Here is a 13,398-nt window from a genome sequence, read left to right on the forward strand (position 1 = left end):
CTGTAAGACAGGCTATGTTGGCTTATTGTCCTGTCTACCACCCTTGAGGAAGCTATGAGTCAGCCTGTCATTACCCTGTGGTCCGATGCCGATTTTTTCTCACCGTACGTGATGTCTGTCTATGTCGCTCTGCAGGAAAAAAGCCTGCCTTTTACCCTTAAAACCGTCGACCTGAACCGCGGCGAACATCTGCAGGCGGGCTGGACAGGCTATGCCGCCACCCGTCGCGTACCGCTGCTGGAGGTTGATGATTTCGCGCTAAGTGAGTCTTCGGCGATTACCGAGTATCTGGATGAGCGTTTCGCGCCGCCGGAGTGGGAGCGCATCTACCCGCATGATCTGCAAAAACGAGCCCGCGCCCGGCAGATCCAGGCCTGGCTGCGCAGCGATCTGATGCCAATTCGTGAAGAGCGATCCACCGCCGTGGTGTTTGACGGGGCGAAAATGCCGGACCTCAGCGAGGCCGGCAGGCAATCTGCGGAAAAGCTGTTTGCCACCGCCACCATGCTACTGGCCCACGGCGGGCAAAATTTATTTGGCGAATGGTCTATTGCCGACGCAGACCTGGCGCTGATGCTCAATCGCCTGGTTCTCAATGGCGATAAGGTACCGGAGGCGCTGGCTGATTATGCGTCTTTCCAGTGGCAGCGGGCCTCAATCCAGCGTTACGTGGCGCTTTCCGCCAAACGCTGAGGCTGATAACCCGCCGCGCTTCCGCTATCATAGAGGCATCGTAACCAGTGGAGATGGAACCTATGAAGCTGATGTTTGCCTCCGATATTCATGGTTCGCTGCCCGCCACGGAACGCGTGCTTGAACGGTTCGCGCAAAGCGGCGCCAGGTGGCTGATCATACTCGGCGATGTGCTCAATCACGGTCCGCGCAACGCGCTGCCTGAGGGGTATGCGCCGGGTAAGGTGGCGGAGCGGTTGAACAGCGTGGCGGAACGCATTGTTGCCGTTCGCGGCAACTGCGACAGCGAAGTGGATCAGATGCTGCTTCGTTTTCCAATGACCGCGCCCTGGCAGCAGGTGCTTAGCGAACGCTATCGCCTGTTTCTGACCCACGGGCATCTCTATAGTCCGGATAATCTGCCGCCGCTGGCCGCTGGCGATGTCCTGGCATATGGCCATACTCATATACCGGTCGCGGAAAAACGCGGCGCAATTTACCTCTTTAATCCCGGCTCAGTGAGTATCCCGAAAGGGGGATATTCCGCCAGCTATGGGCTGCTGGATCAGGGGCGGCTGCAGGTTTTAGCACTCAATGATAATCAGGTTATTGCAGAGGTTGCAATTTACCCGTAATTTAGCCCTCAATCATAAAGACGCGCCGCGAGAGCGCATTTAAAGTAAGGTTTCCTGATGGCGGAACAGAATCATTTGGCAAGCACAGAATGGGTCGATATTGTTAATGAAAACAATGAGGTGATAGCACAGTCCAGCCGCGAGCAAATGCGCGCGCAGTGCCTGCGCCACCGGGCGACCTATATCGTCGTTCATGACGGAATGGGGAAAATTCTGGTGCAGCGACGCACCGAGACAAAAGACTTTCATCCGGGCATGCTGGATGCCACCGCTGGCGGCGTCGTGCAGGCTGATGAGCAGCTGCTGGAATCGGCCCGTCGCGAGGCGGAAGAGGAGTTAGGCATCGCCGGGGTGCCGTTTGCCGATCACGGCCAGTTTTATTACGAAGACAAATTCTGCCGCGTCTGGGGAAGCCTGTTCAGCTGCGTCTCCCACGGGCCGTTCGCCCTGCAGGAAGAAGAGGTCAGCGAGGTGTGCTGGTTAACGCCGGAAGAGATCACCGCCCGCTGCGATGAGTTCACGCCGGACTCCCTGAAAGCGCTGGCGCTGTGGATGACCCGCAACGCCGGTAATGAGTATGATGATGCGGAAGAGAGCGAGCGCGAATAAAGATCGCAAACGCGCGGCAGCAATCGTCGCTCGCCTCCTGACGACAAAAAGGCAGCCATTCGGCTGCCTTTTGCTTTGACTACAGCGGCAGATTACTTCTGCTGCTGAGCCGATTGGATCGCGGTCAGTGCGATGGTATAGACGATATCGTCTACCAGCGCGCCACGGGACAGGTCGTTGACCGGCTTGCGCATACCCTGCAGCATCGGCCCGATGGAGATCAGGTCGGCAGAGCGCTGTACCGCTTTGTACGTGGTGTTACCGGTGTTCAGATCCGGGAAGATGAACACGGTCGCGCGGCCAGCTACCGGTGAGTTCGGCGCTTTGGACTTCGCTACGTCAGCCATCACCGCGGCGTCATACTGCAGCGGGCCGTCGATCATCAGGTCAGGACGTTTTTCCTGCGCCAGACGGGTCGCTTCGCGGACTTTCTCGACATCGCTACCCGCGCCGGAGGTACCGGTGGAGTAGGAGAGCATCGCCACGCGCGGTTCGATGCCGAAGGCAATCGCGGATTCAGCGGACTGAATAGCGATTTCCGCCAGCTGCTCGGCGGTCGGGTCCGGGTTGATCGCGCAGTCGCCGTAAACGTAAACCTGTTCCGGCAGCAGCATGAAGAACACGGAGGAGACCAGCGAGCTGCCCGGCGCGGTTTTGATCAGCTGCAGCGGCGGACGAATGGTGTTGGCAGTGGTGTGAACCGCGCCGGATACCAGACCGTCGACTTCGTCCTGTTCCAGCATCAGGGTGCCGAGAACCACGTTGTCTTCCAGCTGCTCACGCGCGACCGCTTCGGTCATGCCTTTGTTCTTACGCAGTTCGACCAGGCGACCCACATAGCTTTCGCGAACCACTTCCGGATCGACGATTTCAATGCCGGCGCCAAGCTCCACGCCCTGGGCCGCGGCTACGCGGTTGATCTCATCCGGGTTACCCAGCAGGACGCAGGTGGCGATCCCGCGTTCGGCGCAAATCGCCGCCGCTTTCACGGTACGCGGTTCGTCGCCTTCCGGCAGAACGACACGTTTGCCGGCTTTGCGCGCCAGCTCGGTCAGCTGGTAGCGGAAGGCTGGCGGAGAGAGACGGCGGCTGCGCTCGGAGGTCGCGGTCAGCGATTCGATCCAGTCGGCGTTGATGTAGTTGGCCACGTATTCCTGAACTTTCTCGATACGCTCGTGATCGTCAACCGGTACTTCGAGGTTAAAGCTCTGCAGGCTCAGGGAGGTCTGCCAGGTGTTGGTGTTGACCATAAATACCGGCAGGCCGGTCGCGAAAGCGCGTTCACACAGCTTGCTGATGCGCGCGTCCATTTCATAGCCGCCGGTCAGCAGAATGGCGCCGATTTCCACGCCGTTCATTGCCGCCAGGCAGGCCGCAACCAGCACGTCAGGACGGTCTGCGGAGGTAACCAGCAGAGAACCAGGGCGGAAGTGTTCCAGCATGTGCGGGATGCTGCGCGCGCAGAAAGTCACGGATTTCACGCGGCGGGTATTGATATCGCCTTCGTTGATGATGGTCGCATTCAGATGGTGCGCCATGTCGATCGCGCGGGTCGCGATCAGATCGAAGCTCCATGGCACTGCGCCCAGCACCGGCAGCGTGCTGCCTTTCTGCAGCTGAGCCGGGTCAATCTTCACGATTTTTGCTTTCGACGAGTCGTCGAAAATTTCCGACAGGTCAGGACGGGTACGGCCCTGATCGTCGACAGGGGCATTCAGTTTGTTGACGATAACGCCGGTGATGCTGGTATTTTTGGCGCCGCCAAAGCTGTTACGGGTCAGTTCGATACGCTCGTTCAGCTGTTCTGGCGTGTCGGTGCCCTGAGACATCACGAAGACGATTTCAGCGTTCAGCGTTTTGGCGATTTCAAAGTTCAGCGCCTGGGCGAACTGATGCTTACGGGTCGGTACCAGGCCTTCCACCAGCACCACTTCCGCGTCCTGAGTATTCGCGTGGTAGTTGGCAATGATCTCTTCCATCAGCACATCTTTCTGATTGCTGGAGAGCAGAGACTCAACATGGCTCATCTTCAGCGGTTCAGCGGCGGTGGTGGTGGAGGAGCTGGCGCGAACGATGGTGGTGGTCTGGTCTGGGGCATCGCCACCGGAACGCGGCTGGGCGATAGGTTTAAAGACGCTCAGACGAACGCCTTTGCGTTCCATAGCGCGGATCACACCGAGGCTGACGCTGGTCAGACCTACGCTGGTACCGGTAGGAATTAACATGATAGTACGGGACACGGTATATCCTCTTTCGTTACCGCCAGTATCAGGCGGGATACAAAACAGCACCGCCAGCTATCCGTCATATTTCAAGTTGCACGTGCGTTGGCTCTACTTGCTCACCCCGGTGGCGTACGCGCTGTACGCGGCCGGGGTTTTGCTGTGTCGCCGCCTTCCTGCAGCTCGAATTATTGCGGGTCAGGGCTGGCGATGTGGAATTATGCGGTCAGACGGCTGGCGTCTTGCGCGATGACCAGCTCTTCGTTGGTCGGGATAACCACGGCAGGACGGGTGCCTTCTTTGTTGATGAAGCCAGACTTGCCGAAGCGGGCAGCAAGGTTACGCTCATGGTCAACTTCAAAGCCCAGTACGCCCAGTTTGCCCAGCGACAGCTCACGCACCATCGCGGCGTTTTCACCGATACCACCGGTGAAAATAACGGCGTCAAGACGGCCGTCCATCAGCGCGGTGTAGGAACCGATGTATTTCGCCAGGCGGTGGCAGTAAACGTCCATTGCGCGTTTAGCGTCGGCTTTTTCCTGATAGTTGTCTTCCACGTAGCGGCAGTCGCTGGTGACTTCGGTCAGACCCAGCAGGCCGGACTCTTTGGTCAGCATTTTGTTGATCGCGTCAACGCTCATGCCCAGGGTGTCGTGCAGATGGAAGATGATGGCCGGATCGATGTCACCGGAGCGGGTACCCATCACCAGGCCTTCCAGCGGGGTCAGACCCATGGAGGTGTCAACGCATTTACCGTTACGGATAGCGGAAACAGAACCACCGTTGCCGAGGTGGCAGGTGATGATGTTCAGCTCTTCCACCGGCTTGTTGAGGATCTTAGCGGCTTCCTGAGTCACGTAGAAGTGGCTGGTGCCGTGCGCGCCGTAACGACGAACGCCGTGCTCTTTGTACAGGCTGTACGGCAGGGCGTAGAGATAGGATTCTTCCGGCATGGTCTGATGGAACGCCGTATCGAATACAGCCACGTTTTTGTCTTTCAGGTGCGGGAAGGATTTCAGCGCTTCAGCGATGCCGATCAGGTGTGCCGGGTTGTGCAGCGGTGCGAAAGACGCGGCGTCTTTAATACCCTGAATTACGGACTCGTCGATCACCACGGAGCTGGTGTATTTTTCACCGCCGTGTACGATACGGTGGCCGATTGCGGTCAGCTGAGCAGACAGTTCTGGTTTTTGTGCCAGAATAGTGTTAACGATAAAGTTCAGCGCTTCACTGTGCGCGGCGCCCGCGCCTAACTCGGCTTCTTGTTTGCTGCCGTCCATTTTCCATTTGATACGGGCTTCCGGCAGGTGGAAGCATTCCGCTAAACCGGACAGATATTCGTCGCCGTTCACGGCGTCAAGGATAGCAAATTTCAGAGAGGAGCTACCGCAGTTCAGAACCAGTACTAACTTACTCGACATGGAAGTACCTTTTTATGATACGTGGCTAAAAAAACGTCAGTGTGTCATTAGCGTAGCGCAGGATGACCTCGACATTTATGATTAACATCATGCCTTGTTCTGTTTTCGGGCACGATGAGAGAAGTACATTTGATTTTATGCCATTTTGCATAATTTTCAGCCAATGGCAGAATATGCGATAATTTGACTAGCCTGGCAAAGAGTCTAACCGCCCTTTCAGGCGGGCACAGGATACCTGATTGCGGCATCCTTTGCCAAAATCTTTTGAACGATGTCATGCATAGTTGGTGTTTTGCACGAATTTTTTAAGTTTTATATGTAAAGTTGAGGTAAAGCCATGTCGACCCCTGAGAAACGCCCCGTTAGCTTCTTTAGCTTGTTCAACCGCGGGCAGCATTACGCAAAGACCTGGCCTCTCGACAAGCGCCTCGCGCCGGTGTTTATTGAAAACCGCATTATTCGTGCCACCCGCTATGCCATCCGCATCATGCCGCCAATCGCCATTTTTACCCTCTGCTGGCAGATAGCTCTTGGCGGCCAGCTGGGCCCCGCCGTCGCTACCGCGCTGTTTGCGCTGAGCCTGCCGATGCAGGGACTCTGGTGGTTGGGTAAGCGTTCGGTGACGCCGCTGCCGCCCTCCATTCTTAACTGGTTCTATGAAGTGCGCGGTAAACTGCAGGAGGCGGGGCAGGCGCTGGCACCGGTCGAAGGCAAGCCCGATTATCAGGCGCTGGCTGACACGCTTAAGCGCGCCTTCAAACAACTGGATAAAACTTTCCTTGATGATTTGTAATTCACTACGGAAAACGCATATAAAAGAAGGCGCATGATTTATGCGCCTTCTTTATTTCACGCCCTACCGTGCTACAGGAGTCACAACATGGAAATGACCAATGCGCAGCGTCTGATTTTATCCAATCAGTACAAAATGATGACGATGCTCGACCCGGATAATGCGGAACGCTACCGTCGTCTGCAAACCATCATAGAGCGTGGGTATGGGCTACAGATGCGTGAACTGGACCGCGAGTTTGGCCAGTTGACGGAAGAAACCTGCCGTACCGTTATTGATATCATGGAGATGTACCACGCGCTGCACGTCTCCTGGACCAACCTGAAAGACGCGGCGGGTATCGATGAACGCCGGGTCACCTTCCTCGGATTTGATGCCGCCACCGAAGCGCGTTATCTCGGCTATGTGCGTTTTATGGTCAACGTTGAAGGCCGCTACAGCCATTTTGACGCCGGTACCCATGGCTTTAACTCGCAGACCCCGATGTGGGAGAAATATCAGCGGATGCTGAGCGTCTGGCACGCTTGCCCGCGCCAGTATCATCTGAGCAGTAATGAAATTAATCAAATTATCAACGCCTGAGGGAGGTGCCCGTGCAGTGTAAAGGTTTCCTGTTCGATTTAGACGGGACGCTGGTGGATTCCTTGCCGGTGGTGGAGCGTTCATGGTGCAAGTGGGGGGATCGTTTCGCCATTGACCATGATGAAATTCTCAGTTTTATTCACGGCAAGCAGGCCATTACCTCCATTCGCCATTTTATGCCGGGGCGCAGCGAGGAGGATATCCAGGCCGAATTTCGCTACCTCGAGCAGATAGAAGCCACTGATATTGAGGGTATCGTCGCGCTGCCGGAGGCATTAGCCCTGCTGAATACGCTCAATGAGGCCGGGATCCCGTGGGCGATTGTCACCTCCGGCTCGATTCCGGTTGCCCACGCGCGTCACCGCGCGGCGGGCCTGCCGATGCCTGAGGTGTTCGTCACCGCCGAGCAGGTGAAACACGGCAAACCGGCGCCGGACGCCTATCTGCTGGGCGCCGAGCGGCTGGGTCTGCCTGCCGGGGAGTGCGCGGTGGTGGAAGATGCGCCGGCGGGGCTCCTCTCCGGACTGGCGGCCGGCTGTCGCACTATCGCGGTCAACGTGCCCGCCGATGCCCCTCGCCTGGATGAAGCCGACCTCGTTCTGAGCAGCCTGGAAGATCTGGTGGTTGAACGCCAGACTGACGGCGTGGTAAATGTGCGTCTTAAAGCGTAAACCCATGATTTCGCCCCGCGTCGTCGGGGCTTTTTTATGCCACTATGTCGACTCCCACTTGTGACAAGGAAACGTTGTGAACGGTGAATTGATTTGGGTTTTATCCCTCCTGGCCATCGCGGTTGTGCTGTTTGCTACCGGCAAGGTGCGCATGGATGCTATCGCCCTGATGGTCATTGTCGCCTTTGTCCTCAGCGGAACGCTGACGTTAAATGAAGCTTTTTCCGGATTCAGCGATCCTAACGTGATCCTGATTGCCGCCCTGTTTATTATCGGCGATGGCCTGGTGCGCACCGGAGTCGCCACCAAAATGGGGGCATGGCTGGTGAGCGTGGCGGGGAACAGCGAAACCAAAATGCTGATCTACCTGATGCTCACCGTCGCCGGTCTGGGCGCGTTTATGAGCTCCACCGGGGTGGTCGCCATTTTCATCCCGGTGGTACTTAGCGTCTCGGCGCGGATGAATACCTCGCCATCGCGGCTGATGATGCCGCTGAGCTTCGCCGGGCTTATCAGCGGGATGATGACCCTGGTGGCGACGCCGCCCAACCTGGTGGTCAACAGTGAATTGCTGCGCGAGGGACTGCACGGCTTCAGCTTTTTCAGCGTCACGCCGATTGGCCTGGTGGTGCTGATCCTGGGCATCGTCTATATGCTGGCGGTGCGCTTTATGCTGAAGACGGATAATGGCGACTCCGCACGCGATGGGCGAAAAAGAAGCACCTTCCGCGATTTGATCCGCGAGTATCACCTCACCGGCCGCGCTCGCCGGCTGGCCATCCGCCCGGGTTCGCCGATGATCGGTCAGCGGCTGGATGATTTAAAGCTGCGTGAGCGCTACTGCGCCAACGTGATCGGCGTTGAACGCTGGCGGCGGTTCCGCCGGGTAATTGTCAACGTCAACGGGGTATCGGAATTTCGCGCCCGCGACGTCCTGCTGATCGATATGTCCGCCTCCGATGTCGATTTACGCCAGTTCTGCGGCGAGCAAATGCTTGAGCCGATGGTATTGCGCGGCGAGTATTTTGCCGATCAGGCGCTGGATGTGGGGATGGCGGAGGTGGCGCTGATCCCGGATTCAGAGATGATTGGCAAAACGGTGCGTGAGATAGCCTTCCGCACCCGGTTTGGTCTCAATATCGTCGGCATGAAGCGCGATGGCAAAGCGATGGATGGTTCGGTGGTCGATGAGCCGCTGCAGCTCGGCGATATCCTGCTGGTGGTCGGCAACTGGCGGCAAATTGCCCTGCTGGCGAAGCGCGGCCGGGATTTCGTGGTACTCAATATGCCGGTTGAGGTCGATGACGCTTCGCCGGCCCACAGCCAGGCTCCGCATGCGATTTTCTGCCTGGTGCTGATGGTAGCCCTGATGCTCACCGATGAAATTCCCAACCCGATTGCCGCGATTATCGCCTGTCTGCTGATGGGCAAATTCCGCTGCATCAATGCCGAAAGCGCCTACAAGGCGATCCACTGGCCGAGCATTATTTTGATTGTTGGGATGATGCCGTTTGCCCTGGCGCTGCAAAAAACCGGCGGGGTGGATCTGGTGGTGAAGGGACTGATGGATGTCGCCGGAGGCGAGGGGCCTTATCTGATGCTCGGCTGCCTGTTCATGATGTGCGCGGCGATTGGGCTGTTTATCTCAAACACCGCCACGGCGGTGCTGATGGCGCCTATTGCCTTAGCGGCGGCGAAGTCAATGGGCGTCTCTCCCTATCCTTTTGCCATGGTGGTGGCGATGGCGGCTTCGGCGGCGTTTATGACCCCGGTCTCCTCGCCGGTTAACACCCTGGTGCTTGGCCCTGGCAAGTACTCATTTAGCGATTTTGTCAAAATAGGCGTGCCCTTTACCATACTGGTGATGGTGGTCTGCGTCCTGCTGATCCCGGTACTGTTTCCGTTTTAAGATATTCTGGCCGGGTAGAGCACAACCGCCGCCCGGCCAGAACCTTACAGCGGCGAATCCTGGCTAATTTCGTCCAGCGACAGCTGGAAGCTTGGGACGAACACTTGCATAAAGTAATCCATCTCCGCGCTGCGCCGCGATGCCAGGGTCTTTTCCAGCCGACCTTTGGCCAGCAGAAATTCGTTATTGCCTGCAGATAGCTCTTCGAGGCACTTCAGGTAAGCGCAGAGGGCGTCAGCCTGTTTAACGATCGACTGCTCTTCCTCACTGTAGTGATGCTCATCAATCAGCGGCTCGAAAATATCGCGCAGCTCGTCAGGGACCATATCCACCAGCTTTTGCTGAGCAATTTTTTCAATCGCCTTATATTCCTGGGCAATCTGCGAATTGAAATATTTCACCGGAGTAGGGAGATCGCCAGTTAGTACTTCCGAGGCGTCATGGTACATCGCCAGCAGGGCGATACGCTCGGCGTTGACCTGGCCGCCAAATTTGCGGTTTTTAATCGCCGCCAGCGCATGGGCGACCATCGCCACCTGCAGACTGTGTTCGGAGACATTTTCGGTGCGCACGTTGCGCATCAGCGGCCAGCGGTTAATCAGTTTCAGGCGGGAGAGGTGGGCAAAGAAATGACTCTGACTCATAGGGACCCTTAATCAGTGACAACATCGGGTTCCATTGTGCGCAGGGATCGCCGCCGGATGCAAATGCCGGCGGCGGCGCGATTAAAGCTGATGGTAGCCGGAGAGGAAGCGGCCAAAGCGGGAGATAGCCATCTCCAGGTCGTCTTCGCGCGGCAGGGTCACGATGCGTACGTGATCCGGCCACGGCCAGTTAAAGGCGGTGCCCTGCACCAGCAGGACTTTCTCCTGCAGCAGGAAGTCGAGCACCATTTTCTGGTCGTCATGAATATTGAAGCGTTTGGCATCGATTTTCGGGAACATATACAGCGCGCCTTTTGGCTTCACGCAGGAGACGCCCGGAATATCGTTGATAAGCTCCCAGGCGCGGTTGCGTTGTTCATACAGGCGTCCGCCGGGGATGATGAATTCGCTGATGCTCTGATAGCCGCCCAGCGCCGTCTGGATAGCATGCTGGGCCGGCACGTTGGCGCACAGACGCATTGAAGCCAGCATCTCCAGCCCTTCGATATAGCCCTTCGCGTGTTTTTTCGGGCCATTCAACACCATCCAGCCCTGACGGAAGCCGGCAACGCGGTAGGTTTTCGACAATCCGTTAAAGGTCACCGTCAGCAGGTCCGGCGCCAGGGCGGCAATAGAGTGATGCTGGGCTTCGTCGTAGAGGATCTTGTCGTAAATTTCATCGGCGAAAATGATCAGATTATGCTGACGAGCGATCTCCACGATCTCCTGCAGCAATTCTTTGGAATAGACCGCGCCGGTGGGGTTGTTAGGGTTAATGATCACGATCCCGCGGGTGCGCGGTGTGATTTTTGCGCGGATGTCGTCCAGATCCGGGAACCAGTCAGAGGATTCGTCACACAGATAGTGCACCGCTTTGCCGCTGGAAAGCGACACCGCCGCCGTCCACAGCGGGTAGTCCGGGGCGGGAACCAGCATCTCATCGCCGCTGTTTAACAGCGCCTGCATCGCCTGCACAATCAGCTCGGACACGCCGTTGCCGATATAGATGTCTTCCACCGTGACATCGCGCATACCCCGGGCCTGGTAATGCTGCATGATAGCTTTACGCGCCGAGTACAATCCTTTCGAATCGCAGTAACCCTGGGCGGTAGGCAAATTGCGGATGACGTCGACGAGGATCTCGTCAGGGGCCTCGAAGCCGAATGGCGCCGGGTTGCCGATGTTCAGTTTCAGAACCTTATTGCCTTCTTCTTCAAGACGTTTGGCTTCTTTCAGAACCGGGCCGCGGATGTCATAACAGACGTTCTCTAACTTGCTGGATTTTTCGATGGGGGACATGAATCTTGACCTTTTAGCTGTTATCGCCACTCCCTGCCGTGGAAGTCAGCACGGAACAATGTACTCCCCCTCCCCGCTGTTTTGAAGGCTTTGCAGGAGAAGATTTTGCTAACGCCGGATTTTAAGCGCAATTGATTTATCTACCGATTGCGGATTTGGTCTGTGGCTTATGCCTTTTTATGTCGATTTTTTGGTCGTAAATATAGATTTAGTAGCGATTTTGCCATCATTTATCTCGTTTGTTTGCCCGGTAATATGGGGAGTGAGAAGGGGGAGTCGCTAAAAAACGCTATCCTGCATACAAGCGCGATTGGCTTGTAATTTTGATGTTAAATAATTTTAATAAAAAACAGCGTGCGACCACATTATTATTATTTTTAGCGGGTAATAATCTGAGGTTTGTTAATTAATATAAAATGTTGAAAAAAATTTAAAATTGTCTCAGTTAATCCTTATTAAGGCTTATAAAAAGGAGGGGGATAGGTTAGAATATCACCGTTAATATCCGTGTTAACCGCCAAGAACTGCGGTTGCATTGAGATTTAATATATTGTTATTACAGGATTTTATTGTTCCTTTTCTGCCGGAAAGTTACGCCAGAAGAGCGATTTTCTCAGCATCACTGACCGGGTTCCCGCGGCGACGTATGGCGCCTGGCTGGTCGTGGTAATAAATAATAATGAGAAATACGAACAATATATTACTCCGCAGTTCTGCGCATTTGCCCAGACGAGTACTTTGGCATGTAATAACGTTCGTCCAGTTGTTTATCCGCCGTTAGACGGTGAGCACGAGGCTCAGGGAATAGCCGGAAACCTGGCGTAAAGCATCAACAAGGCAGGTCAGCGTTAGCCACCTGTAAGTGAAGAAAGATGATTAATACAACTCGTCCCATACTCAACCTCGATCTCGATCTGCTGCGTACCTTTGTCGCGGTCGCTGATTTGAACACTTTTGCCGCCGCCGCCGCCGCAGTGTGTCGTACTCAGTCCGCGGTCAGTCAGCAAATGCAACGCCTGGAACAGCTGGTGGGCAAAGAGCTTTTCGCCCGCCACGGCCGCAATAAGCTGCTGACCGAGCAGGGGATCCAGCTGCTGGGCTATGCCCGCAAAATTCTCCGTTTTAACGATGAAGCCTGTATGTCGCTGATGTATGGCAGCCTGCAGGGGGCTCTGAGCATCGGCGCGTCAGAAGAAACGGCTGACACCATCCTGCCGTTTTTGTTAAACCGCATCGGCTGTTTCTATCCCAGAATGACGTTGGAGATCAAAGTTCACCCCCATGCCGCCATCATGGAGATGTTGGCCGAGGGGCTGGTCGATCTGGCGTTGACCACCCATCAGCCTCCCGGCTTTACCTCTTTTACCCTGAGAACATCACCTACTCTCTGGTATTGTGCAGCGGAATATGTGCTGGCGAAGGGGGAATCTATCCCCCTGATCCTGCTCGAAGAGCCAAGCCCATTCCGCCAGGATATTATCGCCGCGCTGGAAACTGCTCGCGTCAGTTGGCATCTGGCCCACGGAGCTTCCTCGCTATCGGGCGTGAAAGCGGCGGTGAAGGCCGGGCTGGGCGTGACGGCGCGCCCGGTCGAAATGATGAGCCCGGATCTACGCGTGGCTGGCATCAGTGAGGGGTTACCGGCGTTGCCGGACACCCGGTACGTCGTCAGCTGCAATCCGCGGACGGTGAGCGAACTGCCGCAGGCGATTTTTCAGTCTCTGAGTCAGGAGATCCATCCCTGGGAAACGGGCACAGCACTTACTCCGGAAGAGGGAGGGAATACCTTGGTTTTGTAAGGGTATTCTTGCTAACAAAGATCACAAAAACTGGTAACAGAATGTAAGTGCCCAAAAAGAGCCTCAGGAGTTGGTTTCCCGCCTGGCGGCTCTTTTTTTTGCACTCTTATTGATGTTTTGAATCTTTTTTGTATTTCTTTGC

Annotated in this window: 12 protein-coding genes; 8 read left to right on the plus strand and 4 right to left on the minus strand. The window is 56.1% G+C overall.

Features of this window, described 5'->3' with window-relative positions:
* Positions 1 to 54: 54 nt before the first annotated feature.
* The 3 genes from yfcF (at position 55) to yfcD (ending at position 1,916) form a co-directional block, all read left to right on the plus strand.
* A complete protein-coding gene (gene yfcF, locus KB892_RS06320) occupies positions 55 to 693 on the plus strand; it encodes a glutathione transferase (protein WP_002913199.1) in 639 nt (212 codons plus the stop codon).
* A gap of 62 nt (positions 694 to 755) precedes the next feature.
* Positions 756 to 1,307: a phosphodiesterase gene (gene yfcE, locus KB892_RS06325; RefSeq protein ID WP_002913198.1), complete on the plus strand. Its 552-nt coding sequence runs from the start codon at positions 756 to 758 to the stop codon at positions 1,305 to 1,307.
* A gap of 57 nt (positions 1,308 to 1,364) precedes the next feature.
* A complete protein-coding gene (gene yfcD / locus KB892_RS06330; protein WP_002913197.1) occupies positions 1,365 to 1,916 on the plus strand; it encodes an NUDIX hydrolase YfcD in 552 nt (183 codons plus the stop codon).
* Positions 1,917 to 2,008: 92 nt separating this feature from the next.
* Here the strand turns inward: yfcD and pta are convergent, their stop codons facing one another.
* A complete protein-coding gene (gene pta / locus KB892_RS06335) occupies positions 2,009 to 4,156 on the minus strand; it encodes a phosphate acetyltransferase (protein WP_002913196.1) in 2,148 nt (715 codons plus the stop codon).
* 200 nt (positions 4,157 to 4,356) lie between these two features.
* The gene (gene ackA / locus KB892_RS06340) at positions 4,357 to 5,559 is read right to left on the minus strand and encodes an acetate kinase (RefSeq protein ID WP_002913195.1); all 1,203 of its coding nucleotides are present in this window, start codon (positions 5,557 to 5,559) and stop codon (positions 4,357 to 4,359) included.
* A 337-nt stretch (positions 5,560 to 5,896) separates the two neighbouring features.
* On the opposite strand from ackA, the gene yfbV reads away from it, so the two are divergent.
* From yfbV to KB892_RS06360, 4 genes are all read left to right on the plus strand, one after another.
* Entirely contained in the window at positions 5,897 to 6,352 is a 456-nt protein-coding gene (yfbV, locus tag KB892_RS06345; protein ID WP_002913194.1) for a terminus macrodomain insulation protein YfbV, read from the plus strand.
* Positions 6,353 to 6,439: 87 nt separating this feature from the next.
* A complete protein-coding gene (locus KB892_RS06350; protein ID WP_002913193.1) occupies positions 6,440 to 6,934 on the plus strand; it encodes a YfbU family protein in 495 nt (164 codons plus the stop codon).
* 11 nt (positions 6,935 to 6,945) lie between these two features.
* A complete protein-coding gene (locus tag KB892_RS06355; protein ID WP_002913191.1) occupies positions 6,946 to 7,605 on the plus strand; it encodes a sugar phosphatase in 660 nt (219 codons plus the stop codon).
* 76 nt (positions 7,606 to 7,681) lie between these two features.
* A complete protein-coding gene (locus KB892_RS06360) occupies positions 7,682 to 9,514 on the plus strand; it encodes an SLC13 family permease (protein ID WP_004149189.1) in 1,833 nt (610 codons plus the stop codon).
* 44 nt (positions 9,515 to 9,558) lie between these two features.
* On the opposite strand, the gene yfbR is transcribed toward KB892_RS06360, so the two are convergent.
* Both yfbR and alaA read right to left on the minus strand, forming a co-directional pair.
* A complete protein-coding gene (yfbR, locus tag KB892_RS06365) occupies positions 9,559 to 10,158 on the minus strand; it encodes a 5'-deoxynucleotidase (protein ID WP_002913188.1) in 600 nt (199 codons plus the stop codon).
* A gap of 81 nt (positions 10,159 to 10,239) precedes the next feature.
* A complete protein-coding gene (alaA, locus tag KB892_RS06370; protein WP_002913185.1) occupies positions 10,240 to 11,457 on the minus strand; it encodes an alanine transaminase AlaA in 1,218 nt (405 codons plus the stop codon).
* An 872-nt stretch (positions 11,458 to 12,329) separates the two neighbouring features.
* On the opposite strand from alaA, the gene KB892_RS06375 reads away from it, so the two are divergent.
* A complete protein-coding gene (locus KB892_RS06375; RefSeq protein ID WP_002913183.1) occupies positions 12,330 to 13,256 on the plus strand; it encodes a LysR family transcriptional regulator in 927 nt (308 codons plus the stop codon).
* Positions 13,257 to 13,398: the final 142 nt, after the last annotated feature.

It is taken from the genome of Klebsiella sp. P1927 (assembly GCF_018204675.1).
Lineage (GTDB): Bacteria > Pseudomonadota > Gammaproteobacteria > Enterobacterales > Enterobacteriaceae > Klebsiella > Klebsiella pneumoniae.

Excerpts from the sequence above, each read along its gene's own strand:
- yfcF (WP_002913199.1), top strand. The coding sequence starts at position 55 with ATGAGTCAGCCTGTCATTACCCTGTGGTCCGATGCCGATTTTTTCTCA.
- yfcE (WP_002913198.1), top strand. The coding sequence starts at position 756 with ATGAAGCTGATGTTTGCCTCCGATATTCATGGTTCGCTGCCCGCCACG.
- yfcD (WP_002913197.1), top strand. The coding sequence starts at position 1,365 with ATGGCGGAACAGAATCATTTGGCAAGCACAGAATGGGTCGATATTGTT.
- ackA (WP_002913195.1), bottom strand. The coding sequence starts at position 5,559 with ATGTCGAGTAAGTTAGTACTGGTTCTGAACTGCGGTAGCTCCTCTCTG.
- yfbV (WP_002913194.1), top strand. The coding sequence starts at position 5,897 with ATGTCGACCCCTGAGAAACGCCCCGTTAGCTTCTTTAGCTTGTTCAAC.
- KB892_RS06350 (WP_002913193.1), top strand. The coding sequence starts at position 6,440 with ATGGAAATGACCAATGCGCAGCGTCTGATTTTATCCAATCAGTACAAA.
- yfbR (WP_002913188.1), bottom strand. The coding sequence starts at position 10,158 with ATGAGTCAGAGTCATTTCTTTGCCCACCTCTCCCGCCTGAAACTGATT.
- alaA (WP_002913185.1), bottom strand. The coding sequence starts at position 11,457 with ATGTCCCCCATCGAAAAATCCAGCAAGTTAGAGAACGTCTGTTATGAC.
- KB892_RS06375 (WP_002913183.1), top strand. The coding sequence starts at position 12,330 with ATGATTAATACAACTCGTCCCATACTCAACCTCGATCTCGATCTGCTG.